The sequence below is a fragment of the Nonomuraea sp. NPDC052634 genome (genome assembly GCF_040678535.1).
Lineage (GTDB): Bacteria > Actinomycetota > Actinomycetes > Streptosporangiales > Streptosporangiaceae > Nonomuraea > Nonomuraea fastidiosa.
Genome location: NZ_JBFATY010000001.1, coordinates 434,890 through 456,880, shown reverse-complemented (window position 1 = coordinate 456,880; position 21,991 = coordinate 434,890). Strand labels below are relative to the sequence as shown.

Below are 21,991 nucleotides of genomic sequence, written 5' to 3'. Positions count from 1 at the left end.
CGGCCCGGCCGGTGGCGGCGGACGTTAGGGTGTCGCCATGAACACCCCCGCGGCCGAGATCGACATCGACGCCGATCTCGTCGATCGTCTCGTCCGTGCCCAGCACCCGGATCTGGCGGGCCCGCTCACCCTGGTCGCCAACGGCTGGGACAACGTGATCTACCGCCTGGGATCCGACCTGTCCGTACGGTTGCCGCGCCGCGAGGTGGCGGTCGAGCTGATCGTCAATGAGCAGCGCTGGCTGCCGGTCCTGGCGGGGTATGTGGAGGTCGCGCTGCCGGTCCCGGTGCGGGCGGGGGTGGCGGGTGAGGGGTATCCGTGGCCGTGGACGATCGCGCCCTGGTTCGAGGGCCGTACGGTCGCCGCCGTGCCGCCGGCCGAGCGGGCGGGGCTGGCGGTTCCGCTGGCCGCGTTCATGAACGGTCTGCACCGGCCCGCGCCGCCGGAGGCGCCGCGTAACCCCGTGCGCGGTGTGCCGCTGGCCGCCCGCGACGAGGCGGTGCGGGGCCGCCTGCGGTCGATCCCCCGCTCGGCGGAGCTGCTGGCCCTGTGGGAGAAGGCGGTGGCGCTGCCGTCCTGGCAGGGGCCTGCGCTGTGGCTGCACGGCGACCCGCATCCGGCGAACCTCCTGGCCGGCGCCGACGGTGGCGGGCTGGCGGCGGTGCTGGACTTCGGCGACCTGACCAGCGGCGATCCGGCCACCGATCTCGCCGCCGCGTGGCTGGTGTTCGAGGAGGAGGCGCGGGAGGTGTTCCGCGCGCACGTGGAGGCCGACGAGACGACGTGGGAGCGGGCCCGCGGCTGGGCCTTGGTCATGGGCACGGCGCTGGCCGCCCATTCGGCCGATCATCCCGGCATGGCGGCCATCGGCGAGCACGTCCTCGGCCAGGTCCTGCTCTCCTGATCTCTGATCGCGCGGGCGGCGTACGGCGACGGATGCGGCCGGGCCCAGACCCGCGCGCTGCGGATCCCGGGCCCGGCCGCGGCGCCGGGCGTGGTGTGCGGCGTCCTGGTCACGCCGCGCACCACGCCGTCCGCGCGACGGCGGTAGTCAGGCGGCGGGCTGGTCGAGGTCGGACAGGTCGAGGACGAAGCGGTAGCGGACGTCGTTGTTGTCCAGGCGGTGGAGCGCCTCCTCGACGCGGCTGGACGGCAGCACCTCGATGTCGGCGGTGACCTGGTGCCGGGCGGCGAACTCCAGCAGCTCGGCGGTCTGCCGGGTGCCGCCGGTGCCGGACCCGGTGAGCTTCCTGCGGCCGCGCATCAGCTCCATGATCGCAACCGTGGTCGGGAAGGGGGTAGCCGAGGATGGACAGGGTGCCGTCCAGGGCCACCATGCTGATGTACGGGGTCAGGTCGTGCTCGATCGGGACGGTGTCGAGGATGACGTCGAACCGGTAGCGGGCGGCCGCGACCTGCGCCTCGTCGGTGGTCACCAGCAGGTCGCAGGCGCCCAGCGCGCGGGCGTCGCCGGCCTTGTCGGGGGTGCGGCTGAGCACGGTGACCTCGGCGCCGAGCGCGACGGCCAGCTTCACGCCGAGGTGGCCGAGGCCGCCGAGCCCGGCGACGGCGACCTTGGTGCCCTTGCCGACGCCGGCGGCGCGCAGCGGCTCCCAGGTGGTGATCCCGGCGCACAGCAGCGGGGCGGCGCCGGCCGGGTCGAGGCCGTCGGGCAGGTGGTAGGCGAACCTCTCGGTCACCACGAACTCGCGGCTGTAGCCGCCCTGGTTCTTGGTGCCGTCCACGCGGTCCTTGGCGCCATAGGTGCTGGTGGGGCCCTCAAGGCAGTAGTTCTCCTGGCCGATCTCGCACATCGCGCACTTGCCGCAGGAGTCGACGATGGTGCCGACCGCGACCCGGTCGCCGGGGGCGAAGCGGGTGACGGCGGGGCCGACGGCGGTGACCGTGCCGGTGAACTCGTGGCCGGGGACGATCGCGCCCTCCTTCAGCATGCCCTTGACTCGGTGCAGGTCGCTGTGGCAGACGCCGCAGTAGTCGACGCGTAGCGCGATGTCGTGGTCGCGCAGATCGCGCCGCTCGATGGTGACCCGCTCCAGGGTCACCGAGCCGTCGCCGGTGCTGCGCCATGCGGTGGTGGTACGCACGATTGCCTCCAAACAGACTATTCGGTCTGTTTCGGGAGCGTAGCGCGTCGCCGCGAAAAAGCAAACCAACTAGTCTGTTTGCTATGGTGGTGCCCATGCCTGAACTGCCCACCACCGCGCGCGGTGCCGCGACGCGCAGGCGCATCCTCGACGCGGCCGCGGCGGAGTTCGCCGAGCGCGGCATCGCCGGGGCCAGGATCGACCGCATCATCGCGGCGGCCAAGACGAACAAGGCCCAGCTCTACGGCTATTTCGGCAGCAAGGACGGGCTGTTCGACGCCGTGATCGCCGATCTGTCCGACCGGTTGCGCAATGCTGTCCCGCTGGACGCCGACGATCTGCCCGGGTGGGCCGTCAGCATCTACGACGAGAACCTGCGCCATCCCGAGCTGGCCCGCCTGACGGCCTGGCTGCGCCTGGAGCGCCACCCGACGGGCCGCCTGATGGACGATGCCCCCGATGACGGCCCGAAGCTCGAGGCGATCAAGGCCGCGCAGGCGGCCGGCCGGGTGCGGCAGGGGGATCCGGCGGCGCTGATGGCCCTGGTCATCTCCCTGGCCTTCGCCTGGTCGCCGGTCAGCAGCTACCACGCGGCCTCGGCCGGCGAGCCGGAGGATGTGCACGAGCGCCGCCGCGCGCTGCTGCGCGAGACCGTCGCCCGCGCCGTCGCTCCCTGATCCAGTTTTGATCTACAACGTAAAGGCGCGGGGTCTTCTCGCCCCGGTGGCCGGGATCAGTGGACGGAGAAGCCGCCGTCCACGAAGAGCATCTGTCCGGTGATGAACGAGCACGCCTCGCTCGCGAGGAAGACCGCCGCGCCGGCGAAGTCCTGCGGCAGGCCGTTGCGTCCGACCATGTGGCGGGCGGCGAGGGCTTCGACGCGGCCGGGGATGGCCTGGGCCTCGGCGGTGAGCGGGGTGAGCACGAAGCCGGGGATGATCGTGTTGACGCGCACGCCGTGGGCGGACCACGCCTCGGCCTGGGAGCGGGTGAGCCCGGCGAGGGCGGCCTTGAAGGCGCCGTAGATGCCGCTGTCGCCGAAGGCGCTGATGGACTGCTGGGAGCCGACGTTGATGATGCGGCCCCAGCCGCGGGCGGCCATCTTCGGGCCGTAGTGCTGGCCGAGCAGGTAGGGGGCGGTGAAGTTGACGGCCAGCGTGCGGTCGTAGTCGTCCTGGGTGAGCTCGGCCATCGGCTTGCGGATGTTGTTGCCGGCGTCGTTGACGAGGATGTCGATGTCGTCGCCCGCGGTGGCGACGACGCGTTCGACGTCGGCGCGCACGCCGAGGTCGGCGGCGATGGCGGAGGCGGTGACGCCGTGCTCGCGCATGCGGGTGACGGCCTGGTCGAGTGCGCTTTGCGTACGGGCGACGATGACGACTTCGGCTCCGGCGCGCCCGATGGCCTCGGCCGTCGCGTACCCGATGCCGGAACTTCCGCCGGTGACCAGGGCGCGCCGGCCGTGGAGGGAGAACAGCTCTCGCAGATAGTCCGCCATGGACGGTCAAGCTAGCACCTTCGGTGCGGCAGGAAAGGCGGGGAGGGTGATTGCGCGCGGGCGTGCGCGGGACTAAGCTCGTGCGTCCATCACATTACGTCGAGCTCCACAGACCTCCAGAAGGAGTATATCACGGAATGGCTAATCGTCAAGATGGTCTCGCCGAAGCCCTTGACACCGAGCAGCGCACCGTGTCGTGGCTTTACGGCAGGCTCGACGCCGCCAGGGAGCGTGCGCGGGAGGCGCTGCGCGAGGTGTACGCCAGGGGCGGCGCTGCGGGCACCCGCCAGGCGCGGGTGGAGCGCGAGGTGCTGGCCGCCGAGCAGGCGCGGCGGCTGGCGCAGCTCGACGCGGTCGAACGCGGCCTGTGCTTCGGCCGCATCGACGACGCCGACGGCAACACCACCTACATCGGCAGGATCGGGCTGCGCGACGAGCAGCACGAGTCGGTGCTCATCGACTGGCGGGCGCCGGCCGCGCGGCCGTTCTACGTCGCCACCGCCGCCGACCCCGGCGGCCTGGTGCGCCGCCGGCACCTGCACCTGAAGGGCCGCGTGGTGGTCGGCATCGACGACGAGGTGTTCGACCTGGAGGGCATGAGCGAGGGCGACCGCCGCACGCTGGTGGGCGAGGCGGCGCTGCTGGCCGCGCTGCGCCGGGGCCGCACCGGGCGGATGAGCGACGTGGTGGCCACCATCCAGGCCGAGCAGGACCGGGTGATCAGGTCCGCCCTGCAGGGGGCGCTGGTCGTCCAGGGCGGCCCCGGCACCGGCAAGACGGTCGCGGCGCTGCACCGGGCGGCGTACCTGCTCTACACCCACCGCGACACGCTGGAACGGCGCGGCGTGCTGGTGGTGGGCCCCAACCCGATGTTCCTGCGCTACATCAGCCAGGTGCTGCCCGCGCTGGGTGAGACGCAGGTCGTGATGACCACGGTGGGCGGGATGTTCCCCGGGGTGACGGCGGCCGTGGCCGACAAGCCCGCGCAGGCGCTGGTCAAGGGCGACCTGCGCATGGCCGAGCTGCTGGCCGAGGCGCTGCGGCGGCGCCAGCGGGTGCCGGACGGCGATCTGGTGATCGAGCTGGACGGGCTGCGGCTGCGCGTGCCGCACGGGACCTGCCTGCGGCTGCGCGACCGGGCCCGCGCGGTGCGGCTGCCGCACAACATGGCGCGCAAGCTGTACGTCACCGAGCTGCTGAAGGAGCTGGCCAGGGCCGAGGCGCGGGCGCTTGAGGAGTCGCTGCACATCGAGGAGCTGGACATCCCCGATGAGCCGGAGCTGAGCGAGCCGCTGGATCTGGAAGGCGACCTCGACGAGCTGGACATCGAGCTGGCCTCGCGGCGGCTGTGGGGCGAGCCGGAGGTGCGCGCGGCGGTGGAGGAGCTGTGGCCGGAGCTGACGCCGCAGCGTTTCGTGGCCGAGCTGCTGTCCTCGCCGGAGGAGCTGGGGGCGGCGGCCCCCGCCGGGCTGTCGTGGCGTGCGCTGGTGCGCCCGCTGGAGTCGCCGTGGACGGTGGGCGATGTGCCGCTGCTGGACGAGGCGGCCGAGCTGCTGGGCGAGGACGACTCGGCGCAGCGGGTCGCGGCCCGGCGCGAGCGCGAGGAGCAGGCCGGGGAGGAGCGGTACGCGGCCGAGGTGCTGCAGGTCACGGGCGTGGCCGAGCAGGGCATTCTGGAGCGGGCCGACGTGCTGGCCGAGCGGCACGCCGATGACGGCATCGGGATGACGACGGCCGACCGGGCGGCGGCGGACCGCACCTGGGCGTACGGTCACGTGATCGTGGACGAGGCGCAGGAGCTGTCGCCGATGGCGTGGCGGATGGTGATGCGGCGGGTGCCGGCCAAGTCGCTGACCGTGGTGGGCGATCTGGCGCAGACGGGCTCGGCGGCGGGCGCGCGCTCCTGGGGCGAGGTGCTCGACCCCTACCTGGAGGGCCGCTGGCGGGTGGAGCGGCTGGAGGTCAACTACCGTACGCCGGTGGAGATCATGCGGGTGGCGGCCGACGTGCTGCGCTCGTTCGCGCCCGATGAGGAGCCGCCGGAGTCCGTACGCGAGGGCGAGTCCGAGCCGCGCGCCCTGAGGCTGCCGGTGGAGACGCTGCCCGGCGTGGTGGACGAGGAGCTGGCCGCCATCGGGGAGGGCCGGCTGGGCGTGCTGACGCCGGATGCGCGGCATGCGCGGGTGTCGGCGCTGTTCCCCGGCAGCGGGCTCGAGGCGCCGGTGGCGGTGCTGACGGTGGGTCAGGCCAAGGGGCTGGAGTTCGACGCGGTCGTCGTGGTCGATCCCGCGGGGATCCTGGAGCAGTCGCCGATGGGCGGTCAGGACATGTATGTGGCGGTGACGCGGGCGACGCGGCGGCTGACGGTCGTGTACGAGGACAAGCTGCCGTCCGTCCTGTCCCGCCTGGCCTGACCAGGCGGTGGCCCTGTATCCGTGGGTGCTGTGAATCTACATTGTAAAGGCGTCGGGTTGGTGACAAGCCTCCGCTCCTCAAAGAGAAGAACAGCACCCACAGGCGAGGCCCCCGGTCAGCCGCCGATGCCGCCGTGGGGGTCGTGGCGCAGCTCGGGCCCGCCGGGGATGACTTCGCAGGGTGCGACGGGGCCGGTGGCGACGCGGGGGCGGGCGATGGCCATGCGGTCGTCCCCGTCCTCGATGTACCAGAGGGTGTAGACGAAGGTCTGGCCCGGCTTGATCTGTTCCGGGTGGAGCTTGCTGTAGGTCTCCTCGCCTTCGGCGGGCGGCTCGGCGGTGAGGAGGGCGGGGTTGTCCGGCAGGTACGTGGCCCTGGGCTCTTTGCAGTCCTTGCCGGCGGGGAGGAAGGTGACGTCGGCCTGGACGCCGAAGCCGCGCAGGCGCCGTTCGATGAGCTCGGGGTGCTTGTAGTCGGTGATGTAGATCTTGATGGATCCGTCGGGTTCGCGGATGACGGCGTTGGCGGGGGTGCCGCCGTGGTCGAGGGCGATGGGCAGGCCGATGACGAGGGCGGCGGCCGCGGCGGTCGCGAGGGCGGCGAGGACCGGCCAGCGGGGGCGGCGTGCGGGTGGGGTGGCGGTCTGCTGGTCGATGAGGGTCATGAGGTGGGTTTTCCTGAGGGCGTGCCGGTGGGCGGGAAGGTCGCGTTCCTGTGGGAGGCGGTGGTCGGTCACAGCTGTTCTCCCTTCCTGCTGAGCGCGGTGAGGCGGTCGCTCCATCGGCGTGGTGCGGGGGTTGTGGCGGAGAGGTTCTTCAGGCGGGTGCGGGCGCGGGCGAGCCGGGAGCGTACGGTGCCGACGGGGATGTCGAGGGCGATGGCCGCTTCCTGGTAGGTGAGCTGGGACCAGACGCACAGTTCGAGGACTTCGCGGTCTGCTCGGGGCAGCTGGTCGATGAGCGCGAGGATGTCGCGCATGCGGTGTTCGTCGTCGATGCGGCCGGCGATGTCGTCGGCGGGGTCGGGTTCGCAGGCCGGGGCGGGGAGCTGCTGGAGTGCGTTCTTGTGGCGGCGCAGGGCGCGGTGGCGGTTGCGCAGGACGTTGTTGGCGACGCCGAGGAGCCAGGGCAGGACGCTGTCGTGGTGGATGCGTACCTGGTCGCGGCGGCGCCATGCTTCGAGGAAGACGACGGAGGTGAGGTCTTCGGCGGCCGACCAGTCGGCGGTGCGGCGGAAGCAGTGGTTATAGATGTGGCGCGCGTAGGCGTCGAACAGGGCCCCGAAGGCTTCGCTGTCGCCGTCGGCCGCGCGTGACCATAATTCGCGATCGGTGCTCACGCTCTGTCTGTGTCCGCGCGTGGGGCGGGGTTCCGTGTGATGGGCGCCACAGGTGCCGGGTGGTCGTCAGCGGTGGGCGGGGGTGTCGTGCTCGTTGCGGGCGAGGTTGCCGGCGACGGTGTGGATGGTGCGGGTGACCTGGTCGAGGGCGCGCAGGGTCTCGGTGTCGAGGTGGTCCATGATGCGCCGGTACTGTTCGACGCCGGCGTTGTTGATCTCTTCGATGAGGCGGGTGCCGGCGGGGGTGAGTTCGACGCGGCGTACGCGGCGGTCGTGGGGGTCTTCGTGGCGGCTGACGAGGCCGTGGGCGACGAGGCGGTCGACGATGCCGGTGACGGTGCCGAGTCCGACGCCGAGGTCGTGGGCGAGGTCCTGTCCGGATGCGGAGCCGTTGATGGACAGGAGCATGATGACTTTGAGCTGGCGGAGGGTGAGGTTGGAGGTGAAGAGGGGGCTTTGGTGTTGCTGGGCGAACAGTCGTGCCAGGGCTCGTTGGGTTTGGTTGATCCGGTGGATCAGCTCTTCGCGTTCGTTGTTCACGCTCACCTCTCGCTTCCTGAGAAGGTTATCAGGAAAGCTTGTTGTGGCTAAATATTCGTTCTAGGCGAAGTGTTAGTCTTGGGCGAACTCTTAGAGGGGGAGCTCTGTGACCGCATTCGCCCGGTTGAGCTTGGTCAACCGCAGTCTTGTGATCTTGGTGGCGGTCGTGCTCAGCGCCTTCGGCGTGTTCACGATCCCGCAGCTGAAGCAGCAGTTGTTGCCGTCGTTGTCGTTTCCCGGGGCGTTCGTGGTGGCGTCCTATCCCGGGGCGTCGCCGGAGATCGTCGAGGATCAGGTGACGGCGCCGATCGAGGACTCCTTCCAGGGCCTGGCCGGGATGGAGCAGATGACGTCGACGTCGAAGGAGGGCCTGGCGCAGATCCAGGTGGCCTTCGAGTACGGCACGGACATCGACGCGGCGCTGAACAAGATGCAGCAGGCGATCAACCGGGTGTCGTTGCCGGATGGTGTGGAGCCGCAGGTGGTGGCGGGGAGCACCGATGACATTCCGGTGATGGTGCTGGCGGTCGGCGACGGCGGTGACGAGCGGGCGATGGCCGACAAGCTGCGGCGGATCGCGGTGCCCGAGCTGTCCAGCGTGGAGGGCGTGCGCGAGGTGTCGGTGACCGGCACCCGTGACGAGGTCGTGACGATCGAGCCGGATGCGGGGAAGATGGCGCTGGCGGGGGTGTCGGCGGCGCAGATCCCCGAGGTGCTGAAGGCGAACGGGACGCCGATTCCGGCGGGCACGCTGACGTCGGACGGTAAGGCGCTGACGGTGCAGGTGGGCTCGCGGGTCGACTCGGTGGCCAAGCTGAAGAGCCTGTATCTGACGCCGTCCCAGCCGCAGCCCCAGGCGCAGCCTCAGCAGCCGCAGGCTCAGGGCCGGCCGGGTCAGGCGCAGCCTGCTCAGGCCGCACAGGCGCAGCAGCAGGCGGCGCGGCCGAAGCCGCTCAAGCCGGTGAAGCTGGGCGATGTGGCGGTGATCAAGCGGGGGCTGGCCGAGGCGACGACGATCACCAGGACGGACGGCAAGGCGAGCCTGGGGCTGTCGGTGACGATGGTGCCCGACGGGAACGCGGTGGCGATCTCGCGTGACATCCGGGAGAAGCTGCCGGAGCTGACGCGGGCGCTGGGTGATTCGTCGGACACGGCGGTGTCGGTGGTGTTCGACCAGGCGCCGTACGTGGAGCAGTCGATCGAGAGCTTGACGACCGAGGGCCTGCTGGGCCTGGTGTTCGCCGTTTTGGTGATCTTGGTGTTCCTGCTGTCGGTGCGCTCGACGCTGGTGACGGCGGTGTCGATCCCGCTGTCGGTGGTGATCGCGTTGCTGGTGCTGTGGGCGGGTGATCATTCGCTGAACCTGCTGACGCTGGGCGCGCTGACGATCGCGGTGGGCCGTGTGGTGGACGACTCGATCGTGGTGCTGGAGAACATCAAGCGGCATCTGGGCTACGGCGAGGCCAAGATGCAGGCCATCTTGACCGCGGTGCGCGAGGTGGCGGGGGCGGTGACGGCCTCGACGCTGACGACGGTGGCGGTGTTCGCGCCGATCGCGCTGGTGGGCGGCATGGTGGGCGAGCTGTTCAGCCCGTTCGCGATCACGGTGACGGTGGCGTTGCTGGCGTCGCTGGTGGTGTCGCTGACCGTGGTGCCGGTGCTGGCGTACTGGTTTTTGACGGCGCCGGATCTGTCGCCGGAGGAGGCGCGCCGGCAGCGTGCGGAGGCCGAGGCGAAGGAGCTGCGCTCGCCGTTGCAGCGGGCGTATCTGCCGGTGCTGCGGTTCGCGACGCGGTTCAAGCTGGTGACGATCCTCATCGGGGTGGCGGTGTTCGTCGCGACGATGGGCATCGCGGGGTCGTTGCGGACGAACTTCCTGGACGCTTCGGGGCAGAACACGTTGTCGTTGTCGCAGCGGATGCCGGTGGGCACGGATCTGGCGACGACGGACAAGGCGGCGCGGAAGGTCGAGGAGGTGCTCGCCGGTCAGGCGGGTGTGGAGACGTACCAGGTGAACGTCGGCGGCGGCAGCGCGATGGCCGGCGGTCTGGGCGGCGGCGCGGACCGGGCGTCGTTCTCGGTGACGCTGGCCGAGGACGCCGATGCCGCGGCGGTGGAGGCCGAGCTGCGCGAGAAGATCGACGGCCTGTCGGGTGTGGGCGAGGTGACGGTCGGCGGCGCGGCCGGTGGCGGCGGGTTCGCGGTGGACACGATCGAGGTGATCGTGCGGGCGTCGGATGCCGGGACGCTGAGCGCGGCGGCCGAGAAGGTGACGTCGGCGCTGGGTGAGGTGCCGGGTCTGCGTGATGTGTCGTCGAACCTGGAGTCGAGCGCGCCGCGGGTCGAGGTCGTGGTGAACCGGGAGAAGGCGGCCGAGCGCGGCCTGTCGGAGGCCGCGGTGGGGCAGGCGGTGGCGCAGGCGTTCCGTGGTGCGCCGCTGGGGCAGATCACGCTGGACGGCCGGTCGAGCGATCTGGTGTTGCGGGGTGCGGAGGCGCCGGACGACATCAAGGCGATCAAGGATCTGCGGTTGCCGACGGCGGCGGGGCTGGTGAAGCTGTCGTCGGTGGCGTCGGTGCGTCAGGTGGACGGGCCGACGCAGGTGACGCGGATCGATGGTGAGCGTTCTGCGACGGTGTCGGCGCGTGCCGTCGATGCCGGGAACCTGGGTGCGGTGACGCAGGAGCTGACCGAGAAGCTGGACGGGCTGGATCTGGGTGCCGGGGCGTCGTACGAGATCGGCGGTGTGTCGGCGGATCAGGCGGATGCGTTCGAGGATCTGGGGCTGGCGATTCTGGCGGCGATCGCGATCGTGTTCATGATCATGGTGGCGACGTTCCGGAGTTTCGTGCAGCCGGTGATCTTGCTGGTGTCGATTCCGTTCGCGGCGACGGGTGCGATCGGGTTGCTGGTGGCGACGGACACGGCGCTGGGCGTGCCGGCGTTGATCGGGATGCTGATGCTGGTCGGCATCGTGGTGACGAACGCGATCGTGCTGATCGACCTGATCAACCAGTATCGGGAGCAGGGCATGGGCGTCGTGGAGGCGGTGATCGAGGGCGGCCGGCGGCGGTTGCGTCCGATTCTGATGACCGCGGTGGCGACGATCTGCGCGTTGACGCCGATGGCGCTGGGCGTGACGGGGTCGGGCGGGTTCATCTCGCAGCCTTTGGCGATCGTGGTGATCGGTGGCCTGGTGTCGTCGACGCTGCTGACGCTGGTGCTGGTGCCGACGCTGTATGTGGTGGTGACCCGGGACCGCGACAAGGGTGCGCGGGGTGCGGGTGAGCAGAAGGTGAAGGACCTGGCCGGTTCCCCGGCCTGAGGACCTGAGCGCGCCCGGCGGGTGGTCGCCCGCCGGGCGCACCGCCGTTTCGGGGCGCGGCTGGCGTCCGTGACGCTGGTGAGAGACCGGGGCGAGCGCGGAGCAGGCGGCCTCGCGGGGCTGCTCGTCGTGGCGCGCCTGGGGCGGGTCAGCCGGGCGGGTCGTCGATTTTGAGTTCTGAGCCGGCGTCGGCGATGAAGATGACCAGGAGCCTGCCCGGCTGGGTCCGGCTGGTGTTCTCGGTGAGCAGGTGGTGGGTGCCGGGCGGCTCGGTCCAGTTCTCGCCCTGCCGGAAGGTGCGCACGCCCTCGCCGGCCAGGCGGCTGCGGAAGGTGCCGTCGAGGACGTAGGCGTAGACGAAGGCGTTGCCGTGCTTGTGGGGGCCGGCGCGGCCGCCGGGGGGGAAGGTGATCAGGACCGAGGTGAAGGTCTTGCCTTTGACGTTGGGCAGCTGCTGTTCGAGCAGGACGGTGCGGGTTTCGGCGGGAGTGGTCGTGGCGATGGCCGGCGCGGGCCCGGCGGGGGCGGTGGCGTGGTGGGGCGCGGCGGCGCATCCCGCGGTGAGCAGGCAGGTCACGGTCGCGCCCGCCAGCAGGGCGCGGCCCGGGCGTGGTCGGATCATGAGGCTGCTCCCGTTCTGCTCCGGTGTCGCTCGGCGCATCTTCTGTCCGGGCAGGCGCGCAGGTAACCGGCGGCCGGTTCAAGTCTTGGTGTACGGAGCCGGGGGCCGGGCGATGACGCGGCCGGGCGGGCGGAGGTGACCGGCGGGGGTGTGAATAGACTTGTCCGACGTGACTTCCAAGCCGCGTATCCCGAATGTTCTGGCCGGTCGCTACGCCTCGGCGGAGCTGGCCCGCCTGTGGTCACCCGAATACAAGATCATCGCTGAGCGGCGGTTGTGGCTGGCGGTGCTGCGGGCGCAGGCCGAGCTGGGCGTGGCGGTGCCCGAGAGCGCGATCGCCGATTATGAGAAGGTGGTCGAGCGGGTCGATCTCGACTCGATCGCGGCGCGCGAGCGGGTGACGCGGCACGACGTCAAGGCCCGCATCGAGGAGTTCAACGCGCTGGCCGGGCACGAGCAGGTCCATAAGGGCATGACCTCGCGCGACCTGACCGAGAACGTCGAGCAGCTGCAGGTGCGCGACAGCCTGCTGCTGGTGCGCGACCGGGTCGTGGCGTTGCTGGCGCGGCTGGCGCGGCTGGCGCACGAGCACGAGGCGACGGTGATCGCCGGCCGCTCGCACAATGTGGCGGCCCAGGCCACGACGCTCGGCAAGCGGTTCGCCACGGCGGCCGATGAGCTGCTGGTGGCCTACTGGCGGCTGGAGGAGCTGATCGCCCGCTACCCGCTGCGCGGCATCAAGGGGCCGGTGGGCACCGCGCAGGACATGCTCGACCTGCTGGGCGGCGATCGGGGCAAGCTGGCCGCGCTGGAGGAGCGGGTGGCGGCCCACTTGGGGTTCGAGCACCGCTTCACCAGCGTCGGGCAGGTTTATCCGCGCTCGCTCGACTTCGAGGTGGTGACGGCTTTGGTGCAGCTGGCGGCGGCGCCGTCGTCGCTGGCCAAGACGATCCGGCTGATGGCCGGGCACGAGCTGGTCACCGAGGGGTTCAAGGAGGGGCAGGTCGGCTCCTCGGCGATGCCGCACAAGATGAACACCCGTTCCTGCGAGCGGGTCAACGGCCTGGCGGTGGTGCTGCGCGGCTACGCCTCGATGGTGGGCGAGCTGTCCGGTGATCAGTGGAACGAGGGTGATGTGTCGTGCTCGGTGGTGCGCAGGGTCGCGCTGCCGGATGCGTTCTTCGCCTTCGACGGGCTGGTGGAGACGATGCTGACGGTGCTGGAGGAGTTCGGCGCCTTCCCCGCCGTGATCGCCGCCGAGCTGGACCGCTACCTGCCGTTCCTGGCCACGACGAAGATGCTGATGGCGGCGGTGCGGGCCGGGGTGGGCCGCGAGCAGGCCCACGAGCTGATCAAGGAGCACGCGGTGGCCTCCGCTTTGGCGATGCGCTCGCGCGGCGCCGCCAACGAGCTGCTGGACCGGCTGGCCGGCGATGACCGCTTCCCCCTCGGCCACGATGAGCTGGAGGGCCTGCTGGCCGACCGGGTGTCGTTCACCGGCGCGGCCGGCGACCAGGTGCGGGCCGTCACCCAGGCGGTCGAGGCGATCGTGGCCGAGCATCCGGAGGCGGCCGCCTACCGGCCGGGGGCGATTTTGTGATCATGCCGCTGCGCTCGGAGGCGGAGCTGCGGGCGGCGTGCGGCGATGCCGACCTGGTGATGTGGACGGGCCAGGGGTTGCGCGGGCGGGCGCGGGCCTGGGCGCTGGGGGATGCGGTGGTGGCCGCCTGCCCCGGCATCTCCCGCGGTGACCGCTTAGCCGTGCACGGCCCCGTGCCGGAGGCGGTGCGGCTGGTCCGGCACGCCCTGGCCGAGCTGGGCCCCACCTACCGGCCCTGGGGCGAGGCGGGCCTTTTGGCCGAGGTGACGGCCCGCGTCGACGGGCTGGCCGAACGGGGCCGCTTTTCGTGGATGAGCCTGCCCGCTGCCGCCGCCGAGAGCCTGCCGGCCGCTGTCGTGGACGGCGGGGCGCAGGTGGGGTGGCTGCAGGCCGCGGAGGAGGCGGAGGTGGCCGAGCTGCTGGCCGCCGACGCCCCCCACTCCTACGCGGTTCCCGGCGGTTCGGGTGTGCGGCGCTGGGCGGGCATCCGCCTTGACGGCGAGCTGGCGGCGGTCGCGGCCGACGCCTGGTCGGCGCCCACCGTCGGGCTGCTGGCCGGGGTCGCGACGCGGGCGCGTTATCGCGGGCGCGGGCTGGCGCGGCTGGTGTGCGGGTGGGTGACGCGGCAGCTGGTGGCCGCGTACGGGCGTGCGGCGCTCATGGTGGACGACGACAATCCCGCCGCGATCACCGTGTACGAGCACCTCGGCTACCGCAGGGTGCGCGTCATGGCCTGCCACCTCGCTCTCTGACCTCCGTGGGGAACCGCCCGGCCCCACCCGCACAAATCCGGCCCGCGCCCCGCGCGGGGGGGAAAACCGGGTGAGGTTCGGCGGGCGCTGGTGCACAGTTGACGGCGTGATGACCGATTTCGTACCTGGTATCGAATTGTCGCGCTCCTTCTACGGTGAGGTCGTGGCCCCGCTGGTGACCGGCGTGCCGCACGCGGCGGCGCTGATCGGGCCCGGGTCGGAGGTGCTGGCGTTCGACACCGCCCGCTCCGCCGACCACGACTGGGGGCCGCGGGTGCTGGTGTTCGTGGCGGCCGATCAGGTGGCCGAGATCGAGCAGCGGGTGGTCGCCGGGCTGCCGGAGCGGTTTCGCGGATACCCGACCGTGTTCGGCTACCACGGGCGGGTGCAGCCGGGGGTGCGGGTGACGGAGCTGGGGTCGTGGCTGGTGGAGCGGCTCGGGTTCGACCCGCGGGGCGGGGTGTCGCTGCTGGACTGGCTGTCGTCGCCCTGGCAGAGCCTGGCCGAGGTGACCGGTGGTGAGGTGTTCCACGACGGGCTCGGCGAGCCGGGCCTTAAGACGGTCCGGCGGCTGCTGCGCTGGTATCCGGAGGATGTGTGGCGGTATGTGCTGGCCTGTCAGTGGCGGCGCATCGCGCAGGAGGAGCCGTTCCCGGGGCGCTGCGGCGAGGTGGGCGACGAGCTGGGCTCGGCCGTGGTGGGGGCGCGGCTGGCGCGGGAGGTGATGCGGCTCGCGCTGCTGCTGCGCCGCCGCTATCCCCCGTACGCCAAATGGCTGGGCAGCGCGCTGGCCCGGCTGCCCGGCTCGGCCGAGCTGGGCGAATCCCTGGGCGCGGCGCTGGCGGCGCGGTCGTGGCGGGAGCGCGAGGACGGCCTGGCCGCCGCCTACGGCAGGCTCGCCGCGCTGCAGAACCGCACGGCGCTGGCCGAGCGGCTCGATGAGCGGGTGCGCTGCTTCCACGACCGGCCGTTCCGGGTGATCGGCGGCGACCGGTTCGCCGAGGCGCTCATGGCGCAGATCTCAGACCCCGCTGTACGGGGCCTGCCGGTGGGCGGGTGCGTCGATCAGGTCTGCGATGCGGTGGACGTGCTCACCCGGCCGGAGCGCGCCCGCGCCGTGACCGCCGCCGCCCTCGGCCTCACCGCCTGACCACCCGCCCGGACGGGCGGAAGCTCCTTCCCGGGGGCAGGCCGACACTCCGTGACATGCGCCGGGGGGCGCGTGGAGGCGGTCGAAACCGCGCGGTGGTCATCGAGTACCAGGTCGGCGGGGACGTCAGCAGCACCACCGCCACGACCGCCGCGAGCGAGCCGGGCAGGCGCGCCCTGGTGAGAGCGGCCGACGGGGGCGTGCACTCCCACGTCGCCGGCTACCACGCCCCGCCCCGGCCTCGCCTGCGTGCAGGTGTGCGGCGCGCCGCCCGCGCGGTGAGCCCTGAGGTGGCGGCGGTGATGGCACGGCGGGGGGGAGGGAGGAGATCGCGATGCCGTCCCCGGTTCGTGGCCGCGGCGATCGCGTTCGCCATCGAGCAGGCCGACGGGAGAGACGTCAGCGAGGTCGTGGTCCGGCCCGCCGCCCGAGACTGATCCGATCAGGTGGTGCCCGTCAGGGCCCGGTAGGCGGCCGGCGGTGTGCCGTACTGGCGCTTGAAGGCGTGGGTGAAGGTGTACTGCGAGCTGTAGCCGACCTGGCGGGCGATCGTGTGGACGGGGGCGTCGCCGCTGCGCAGCAGCCGGGCGGCGGTGGTCAGCCGCCACCAGGTCACATACGCCAGTGGCGGCCGCCCGGTCAGGGTGGTGAAGCGGCGGGCGAAGGCGGCTCGTGACAGCCCGGCCCGCGCCCCGAGTTCCTCGACCGTCCACGGGTGGGCCGGGTCGGCGTGGACGGCGCGCAGGGCGGCCGCCACGGCGGGGTCGTGCAGGGCCGCGGCCCATCCGGCGGGGGAGTGGCCGTCGGCGTGCTGTTGCTCGAACCAGGCGCGCAGGATGTAGAGCAGCAGCAGGTCCAGCAGTGTGAGCAGCACGCCGTCGGAGCCGGGGCGGGCCGGGGCGTCCAGCTCGGTCCCGAGCAGGTCGACGGCGGCGCGCAGCTGTCCGTGCCGCCCCACGTGGGCGGGCAGGTGGACGACGTCGGGCAGGTCGTCCAGCAGCGGGTGCTGGGCCGAGCCGTCCAGCAGGTACGCGCCGCACAGCATGTCCACGCTCACCGCCCCCGGCCCGCCTGCGGCGGAGGCTGCCTCGTCCACGCTGGAGTCTCCCTGCTGACGCGTGCTGGAGGGGGCCTGCTCGGGCGCGCCGGCGGGGGCCGCCGACCCGGCGTCGGACAGGGTGTGGGCGCAGCCGCGCGGCAGGAACGCCACGTCCCCGGGCCCGAGCACGATCGGCTCGCCCTGCGGCGGCGTCAGCCGGCACGTTCCGCGCAGGACGACGTGGAACCCGGCCGCCGGCATCGCGGGGAAATGCTCGGCGAAGGGGGCGGGGCGGCTCACCCGCCGCGAATGGGGGCGGCCCGTGCGGGCCGCGCTCACCACGTCCGACAACACGTCCATCCTGACACCCTAACCGGCTCTTCTTTGAAGACGATGGCGCAAAGGTGCACGCGTCTTGCTTATTCCGGCGTCTCGTGCCGGAGCCGTAGCGTGCTGCGCGGGGCTGATCCCCTATCGGCGTGTTCGAGGAGACGAGATGAAGATCACCGTGTACGGCGCGAGCGGCTACCAGGGCAGGCTCGTCCTGGCCGAGCTGGCCCGCCGCGGCATCGAGCCGATCCTGGCCGGACGCGATCCGGCCCGCCTCACGCAAGCGGCCGAGGCCACCGGCCTGCACGGCGCGCAGCGGCGGCAGGCCGCAGCCGGCGACCACCGGGCTCTGGCGCGCGCTTTCACCGGCAGCGATGCCGTCATCAACTGTGCCGGGCCTTTCACTTTCACCGCCCGCGCCGTGGCGGCGGCCGCGATCGACGCCGGCTGCCACTACGTCGACACCTGCGGCGAGCAGCTCGCCATCAAGGACCTCTTCGACACCCTCGCGTCCCGAGCACGTGGTGCCGGGGTGAGTGTGGTGCCCGCCGCCACCGACGGCTGCGTCCTGCTGGATCTGCTGGCGAGCCTGGTGGCCGCCCGCCTGGACCGGATCGGGGAGATGCGCACCGTCCACCTCATCGGCCCGGGCGGGGGCGTCTCGCGCGGCACGCTGCGCTCGCTGGCCGCGACGATCGAGACCGTCCGATCGGGCGGCCTGGTCTACGACGGCGGCCTCTGGCGTCCTGCATCGCCCGGCCGCCGCGGTGAGGTGCGGCTGCCGGGGCGGGAGGAGGTGCTGCCGGTTGCGGGGTTCGCGGTGCCGGAGGTGGTGACCATTCCCCGCCACGTACGTCTTGCGCGCCTGGAGGGGCTGGCCGAGGCCGGGCTGGGGGAGCGGCTGGGCGACGCGCCCCCACCCGAGGTCATCGCGAGCCTGCCCGAGGGGCCGGCCGAGCGGGAGCGCCGCGCCCAGCGTTTCACCTACCTGGCCGAGGCCGCCGGCACGGACGGGCGGCGGGTGCGCGGCGTCGTGGAGGGGAGCGACACCTACGGCCTGACGGCGGCGATCGCGGTGGAAAGCGCCCGCCGCCTGGTGGCCGAGCCCGCGAAGGCGGGGGTGCTGGCGCCCGCGCAGGCGTTCGATCCCGGCGCGTTCCTGGACTTTCTGGGCGCGTACGGGGTGCGGTGGGCGATCGAGGGCGGGCCGGGGCGCTGACCCACCCACCCGGATATCCGACTTGTCTGGAATTTCATGAAATCTACTTTGTAAAGGGCATGGGAAAATGCGGCACCTCACACCTACAAAGAAGAAAAACCACGGCTAGAGGAGGGAGGCGGCCAGCTCCTCGACACGGACGCGCCAGGCGTCCAGGGTGGCGGTCTGGCCGGCGTGGGTGAGGACCAGCCGCGCGCCGTGCCCGGTGCCCGCTGCCAGCTCCCAGCGCACGGTCCCGCCGCCGGTGTCGTACTCCAGCAGCTTGCCGGCCTCGATGCGGCTGACCGGGCCGGGCGGTGCGGCGGGCACGGTGAACGGCTGCGGCGGCGGCGCGCCGACGGTGGCCTCGGGGCCGCCGAGCCGCTGCCAGACGTCCTCGGCGGGGCGGGTGAGCTGGCGTTCGACGCGGACGCCGCCGTCGGTGACGGTGGCCGCGGGCAGGCCGAGGATGGCGATGAAGTCCTCGTGCAGGCGGGCGGTGTCGCCGGTGCCGGGGAACGGGCGTTCGTCGAGGTGGGCGTGGAGGGCGGCCAGGCAGGTGTGCCAGCCGGCGGCGAAGCTGGCGGCGCCGTGGCGGTCGGCGAAGGTGTGGGTGAAGGTCAGCAGGGTGCCGTCGCCGTCGGGGGCGAGCTCCCAGCGCAGCTCATCGTCGCCCAGGTGTGGGCGAAGACGCGCGGCGGGTCGTTGACGGTGATGCGTCCGCCGGGGCCGAAGCCGTAGGCGATGCGGTCGCCGTCGATGCTGACCTCGGCGGGGAACCAGGCGGCCATGTGCTCGGGGCCGGTGACGGCCCGCCACACTTTTCCGGGCGGGTGGGGCAGGCGGCGCTGCATCCGCAGGGTGGTGCGGCCGTCGGCGTGCAGGGTGACGCTTTCGTTCACGGTGTGTCGTCCTTCATGGTGTCGAGGTGGTGTTCGAGGCGGTCAAGGGTGTCGTTCCACAGGCGGCGGTAGGGGGTGAGCCAGGCGTCGATCTCGGCCAGGGGGCGGGGGTTGAGCTCGTACCAGCGGCGCTGGGCGTCCTTGCGGACGGTGACCAGGCCGGCGCGGCGCAGGGCGGCCAGGTGCTTGCTGGTGGCGGGCTGGGTGAGGCCGAGCAGGCGGGTGAGCTCGCCGACCTGGTGGGGGCGCTGCAGGAGGAGGTCGAGGATGCGCCGGCGGGTGGGTTCGGCGACGACGTCGAACGGCATGCCCGTGAATATACCGAGCCGGTTATATGCCCGCAAGGGCATGTTCAGAGGTGGCGGCGCGCGTTGGCGTGGATCGCGGTGCGGAAGTAGGCGGCAAGGCCCGGGGCGAGGGCGTCGTAGACGGCGGCGAAACGGGGGTCGGAGGCGTACAGGTCGCCCAGGCAGCGGTGCAGCTCGTGGTCGCAGGTGTAGAACCAGCGGTTGATGTGAGCGCGGTGCCGCTCGGCGATGTCCATCACCTCCGGTGAGTCGGCCGGCAGTCCGCCGGTGCAGGCGGCGGTCAGCTCGTCGTTGATGGCCTGGGCCTCCTCGGCGAGCAGCAGCCAGTCCTGCTTGGTGTAGGAGGCGATGCGCTCCTGGCTCTCGGCGTACTGGGGGGTGTGGCCCCAGCGGCGCTCGACCTCGGCGTCGTAGTCCTCGGGCCGCAGGGAGCCGAAGACCTCCAGGCGTTCCTCGGCCGTCAGCGAGATGCCGGTGGTGCGGGCGTTGATGGCGCGCTCGACGGCGGCGATGACCTGGCTGATGCGCTCGGCCTTGGCGGTCAGCAGCCGGTGCTGGCGGCGCAGGTGGTCGAGGTGGTCGGCGCCGGGACGGTCGAGGATGGCGGCGATCTCCTCCAGCGGGAAGCCGAGCTCGCGATACAGCAGGATCTGCTGCAGGCGGGTGATGTCGTCGTCGCTGTAGCGGCGGTATCCGGCGGGGGTGCGCTCGCGGGGCGACAGCAGGCCGATCTCGTCGTAGTGGTGCAGGGTCCGCACGGTGACGCCGGCCAGCCGGGCGACCTGGCCCACGGTGAAGCTCATGCCTTCCACCTTGCCGCCTGGGACCGGGTGGTGGTCAAACCGGGCCATGCTGGTGGGTGTGGATGAGGAGTTGCTGCCGATCGGGCGGTTCGCCCGGCTGGGCCGGTTGAGCGTCAAGCAGCTGCGGCACTACGACGAGCTGGGGCTGCTGCGGCCGGCGTACGTGGACCAGGCGACCGGCTACCGCTACTACCGGCCCTCGCAGGCGCGGCAGGCGTTGTCGATCGGGCTGCTGCGGTCGCTTGATGTGCCGCTGGCGGTGATCGGGCAGGTGCTGGCCGGGTCGGCGGACGCGCTGGAGGGGGTGCGCCGGCAGCTGGAGGAGGAGCTGGCGCGGCGGCGCAGGACGCTCGGGGTGCTGGAACGGGTGATGGCCGAGGGCCTTCCCGAGACCGCCGTGCGCGTGGTGGAGGAGGAGCCGCTCGCGGTGGTGCTGGAGCGCGAGCCGGCGGCGGGCATGGAGGACGTGGGACGGGCCACCTCGGCGGCGGTGGCGCGGCTGCTGGCCGGGCACGCGGGACAGGGGCCGGTGCGGCTGGTCGGGTTGTTCCCGCTGGATGTGGCGGAGGCGATGGAGGTGGAGGTCGGCCTGGCCGTGGAGCGGGGGCGGGCCGGGGCGGTGGTGCTGCCGGGCGGGCGGTTCGCCTGCGCCACCCACGTGGGGGCGTATGAGCAGATGTCGCTGACCGTGCACGGGCTGCTGGCCTGGTGCGCCGAGCGGGGGCGGGCGGTGCGCGGGCCGGTGCGGGAGGTGTATGTGTCGGATCCGGCGGTGACGGCGCCGGGGGAGCTGGTGACTCAGGTGCTGGTGCCGCTGGAGGACGACCCGCCCGCCAGGTAATAGATGCCCGTATGGGTGCTTATGGGTGCTTTTTGGGCAGGCTCAGGGAGGTGGGGGAACGCCCCCGACAAGCGGGAAGGGAAAAGCGAGGGACGGTGATCATGACTCATCATCGGCCGCCCCGCCCGCCGGCCCAGGCCGCGTACCTGGTGGCCCCGCAGACCCCGGTGGGCGCGGCCACCTCCGGTGGCCGGCGGACGCGGGGCGGTCCCAGCCCTAACGGCCCCGCCGGCGCGGGCGGCGCCCCGTCGGCCGTGTGGACGCTGCCGGCCCTGCCGGCCTCGGTGCCGCAGGCACGCCACCTGATGCGCAACGCGCTCGCCGGCTGGGGCATGCGCCCCAGCGCCGAGGCCGAGCTGCTGGCCGACGAACTGGTGACCAACGCCGTCCGGCACGGCCGCGGCCCCGTACGCCTGCAGATCCGGCTGCGCTGCTCCGGCGAACGCCTGCTGCTGCGCTGCGAGGTCGGCGACCGCGGCAGCGGCATGCCCCAGCTGCGGCCCGCCGGCATCGAAGACGAAGGCGGACGCGGCCTGGCCCTGGTGGCCGGGCTGTCGCGCGCCTGGGGCTGCGTCCGCACCCGCAGCGGCAAGGTCGTCTGGTTCGACATGCCCGTGGAGTCCTGCTGACGCCCGGCGCGCGCAGCGCGTCAAGCACGGGCCGTACGCCCGCCATGACATGGTCAAATCTTCCCGCGCGCCTCCGGCTCGCTCGCCCCGCCCACCTGGCGGGACTTAGCCTGAAGGCGACGGCGAGCAGGCGCCCTCCTGCGACTTCACGAGGCACCATGACAGCGGTGATGACGCACACCATCAGCGGACGCCCCGGCGGCGCACCCGCCGCATCCCGCCGCGTGCCCGCCCGGATCAGGCCGCGCCCGCACGTGCCTACAATGCCATCCGCATCCCCCCGGCCGACCGCGCCCGCCGCCTGCGAGGACCCGGCGCCCGGCGTTCACCGGCACCGCCGCACCCACCCGCGGCCCGCCTCGCCGGACCTCTCCTGTGGCGTCCCGCCGGCGGCGCGGCGCAGGAGAGCAACGCTTCGCCCGCCGGCCGGACGGCGCACCGCCGGACCGGCCTTGCGACCGTATCCGCCCGCCGCGTGCCCCAAGCCGGGCCGGGCGGGCGCCGATCGACGGGAGTTACGCCCTATGCCGAGCACACGCCCCGCCGCCGCCACGCGCCCAGGACGCGCACGGCGGCCGGCCGACACCCGGCGTCCG

20 protein-coding genes and 1 pseudogene are annotated in these 21,991 nt (G+C 72.6%); 11 read left to right on the top strand and 10 right to left on the bottom strand.

All coding sequences use genetic code 11. The annotated features are described in order from the left end of the window. Positions 1-37 precede the first annotated feature (37 nt). Complete coding sequence (locus AB0K67_RS02220) at positions 38-904, top strand: aminoglycoside phosphotransferase family protein (RefSeq protein WP_364051455.1); 867 nt, start codon at positions 38-40, stop codon at positions 902-904. A 109-nt stretch (positions 905-1,013) separates the two neighbouring features. On the opposite strand, the gene AB0K67_RS02215 is transcribed toward AB0K67_RS02220, so the two are convergent. Continuing rightward, a complete protein-coding gene (locus AB0K67_RS02215) occupies positions 1,014-2,105 on the bottom strand; it encodes an NAD(P)-dependent alcohol dehydrogenase (RefSeq protein ID WP_364051452.1) in 1,092 nt (363 codons plus the stop codon). 95 nt (positions 2,106-2,200) lie between these two features. Here AB0K67_RS02215 and AB0K67_RS02210 point away from each other — a divergent pair, with 95 nt between their 5' ends. Continuing rightward, positions 2,201-2,782 carry a TetR family transcriptional regulator gene (locus tag AB0K67_RS02210; protein ID WP_364051449.1) on the top strand — a complete coding sequence of 194 codons (582 nt, stop codon included), beginning with the start codon at positions 2,201-2,203 and terminating at the stop codon, positions 2,780-2,782. Positions 2,783-2,838: 56 nt separating this feature from the next. Here AB0K67_RS02210 and AB0K67_RS02205 read toward each other — a convergent pair whose 3' ends face one another. Then, positions 2,839-3,603, bottom strand: coding sequence for an SDR family oxidoreductase (locus AB0K67_RS02205; protein ID WP_364051446.1), 765 nt, complete (start codon positions 3,601-3,603; stop codon positions 2,839-2,841). Positions 3,604-3,740: 137 nt separating this feature from the next. Between AB0K67_RS02205 and AB0K67_RS02200 the strand changes: the two genes are divergently transcribed. After that, complete coding sequence (locus tag AB0K67_RS02200) at positions 3,741-6,017, top strand: ATP-binding domain-containing protein (protein WP_364051443.1); 2,277 nt, start codon at positions 3,741-3,743, stop codon at positions 6,015-6,017. Between the two features lie 116 nt (positions 6,018-6,133). Here the strand turns inward: AB0K67_RS02200 and AB0K67_RS02195 are convergent, their stop codons facing one another. From AB0K67_RS02195 to AB0K67_RS02185, 3 genes are all read right to left on the bottom strand, one after another. Further along, entirely contained in the window at positions 6,134-6,754 is a 621-nt protein-coding gene (locus AB0K67_RS02195) for a hypothetical protein (protein ID WP_364051440.1), read from the bottom strand. Next, positions 6,751-7,356 (bottom strand): RNA polymerase sigma factor, encoded by a 606-nt coding sequence (locus AB0K67_RS02190; RefSeq protein ID WP_364051437.1) that lies wholly within the window; start codon positions 7,354-7,356, stop codon positions 6,751-6,753. The genes AB0K67_RS02195 and AB0K67_RS02190 overlap by 4 nt, the downstream gene beginning before the upstream one ends. 66 nt (positions 7,357-7,422) lie before the next feature. Continuing rightward, positions 7,423-7,902: a MarR family transcriptional regulator gene (locus tag AB0K67_RS02185; protein ID WP_364051434.1), complete on the bottom strand. Its 480-nt coding sequence runs from the start codon at positions 7,900-7,902 to the stop codon at positions 7,423-7,425. A 100-nt stretch (positions 7,903-8,002) separates the two neighbouring features. Here AB0K67_RS02185 and AB0K67_RS02180 point away from each other — a divergent pair, with 100 nt between their 5' ends. Further along, positions 8,003-11,221 carry an efflux RND transporter permease subunit gene (locus AB0K67_RS02180; protein ID WP_364051431.1) on the top strand — a complete coding sequence of 1,073 codons (3,219 nt, stop codon included), beginning with the start codon at positions 8,003-8,005 and terminating at the stop codon, positions 11,219-11,221. A 148-nt stretch (positions 11,222-11,369) separates the two neighbouring features. On the opposite strand, the gene AB0K67_RS02175 is transcribed toward AB0K67_RS02180, so the two are convergent. After that, complete coding sequence (locus tag AB0K67_RS02175; RefSeq protein ID WP_364051428.1) at positions 11,370-11,843, bottom strand: cupin domain-containing protein; 474 nt, start codon at positions 11,841-11,843, stop codon at positions 11,370-11,372. A gap of 169 nt (positions 11,844-12,012) precedes the next feature. Between AB0K67_RS02175 and purB the strand changes: the two genes are divergently transcribed. From purB to AB0K67_RS02155, 4 genes are all read left to right on the top strand, one after another. Next, entirely contained in the window at positions 12,013-13,443 is a 1,431-nt protein-coding gene (gene purB / locus AB0K67_RS02170) for an adenylosuccinate lyase (RefSeq protein WP_364051425.1), read from the top strand. Between the two features lie 2 nt (positions 13,444-13,445). Next, complete coding sequence (locus AB0K67_RS02165; RefSeq protein WP_364051422.1) at positions 13,446-14,195, top strand: GNAT family N-acetyltransferase; 750 nt, start codon at positions 13,446-13,448, stop codon at positions 14,193-14,195. A gap of 109 nt (positions 14,196-14,304) precedes the next feature. Beyond that, positions 14,305-15,345 (top strand): DUF4037 domain-containing protein, encoded by a 1,041-nt coding sequence (locus tag AB0K67_RS02160; protein ID WP_364051419.1) that lies wholly within the window; start codon positions 14,305-14,307, stop codon positions 15,343-15,345. Positions 15,346-15,440: 95 nt separating this feature from the next. Continuing rightward, on the top strand, positions 15,441-15,782 hold the full coding sequence (locus AB0K67_RS02155) for a hypothetical protein (protein ID WP_364051416.1): 342 nt from the start codon (positions 15,441-15,443) through the stop codon (positions 15,780-15,782). Between the two features lie 5 nt (positions 15,783-15,787). On the opposite strand, the gene AB0K67_RS02150 is transcribed toward AB0K67_RS02155, so the two are convergent. After that, a complete protein-coding gene (locus tag AB0K67_RS02150) occupies positions 15,788-16,744 on the bottom strand; it encodes an AraC family transcriptional regulator (protein WP_364051413.1) in 957 nt (318 codons plus the stop codon). A 136-nt stretch (positions 16,745-16,880) separates the two neighbouring features. On the opposite strand from AB0K67_RS02150, the gene AB0K67_RS02145 reads away from it, so the two are divergent. Next, complete coding sequence (locus AB0K67_RS02145) at positions 16,881-17,933, top strand: saccharopine dehydrogenase NADP-binding domain-containing protein (protein WP_364051410.1); 1,053 nt, start codon at positions 16,881-16,883, stop codon at positions 17,931-17,933. A gap of 105 nt (positions 17,934-18,038) precedes the next feature. Here AB0K67_RS02145 and AB0K67_RS02140 read toward each other — a convergent pair. From AB0K67_RS02140 to AB0K67_RS02130, 3 genes and pseudogenes are all read right to left on the bottom strand, one after another. Then, positions 18,039-18,703: pseudogene (locus AB0K67_RS02140) on the bottom strand (SRPBCC domain-containing protein). A gap of 107 nt (positions 18,704-18,810) precedes the next feature. After that, entirely contained in the window at positions 18,811-19,122 is a 312-nt protein-coding gene (locus tag AB0K67_RS02135) for a metalloregulator ArsR/SmtB family transcription factor (protein ID WP_364051407.1), read from the bottom strand. 44 nt (positions 19,123-19,166) lie between these two features. After that, positions 19,167-19,925: a MerR family transcriptional regulator gene (locus tag AB0K67_RS02130; protein WP_364051404.1), complete on the bottom strand. Its 759-nt coding sequence runs from the start codon at positions 19,923-19,925 to the stop codon at positions 19,167-19,169. Positions 19,926-19,983: 58 nt separating this feature from the next. Here AB0K67_RS02130 and AB0K67_RS02125 point away from each other — a divergent pair, with 58 nt between their 5' ends. Both AB0K67_RS02125 and AB0K67_RS02120 read left to right on the top strand, forming a co-directional pair. Beyond that, the gene (locus AB0K67_RS02125; RefSeq protein ID WP_364051401.1) at positions 19,984-20,766 is read left to right on the top strand and encodes a MerR family transcriptional regulator; all 783 of its coding nucleotides are present in this window, start codon (positions 19,984-19,986) and stop codon (positions 20,764-20,766) included. Positions 20,767-20,867: 101 nt separating this feature from the next. Next, positions 20,868-21,395: an ATP-binding protein gene (locus AB0K67_RS02120; RefSeq protein WP_364051398.1), complete on the top strand. Its 528-nt coding sequence runs from the start codon at positions 20,868-20,870 to the stop codon at positions 21,393-21,395. Positions 21,396-21,991: the final 596 nt, after the last annotated feature.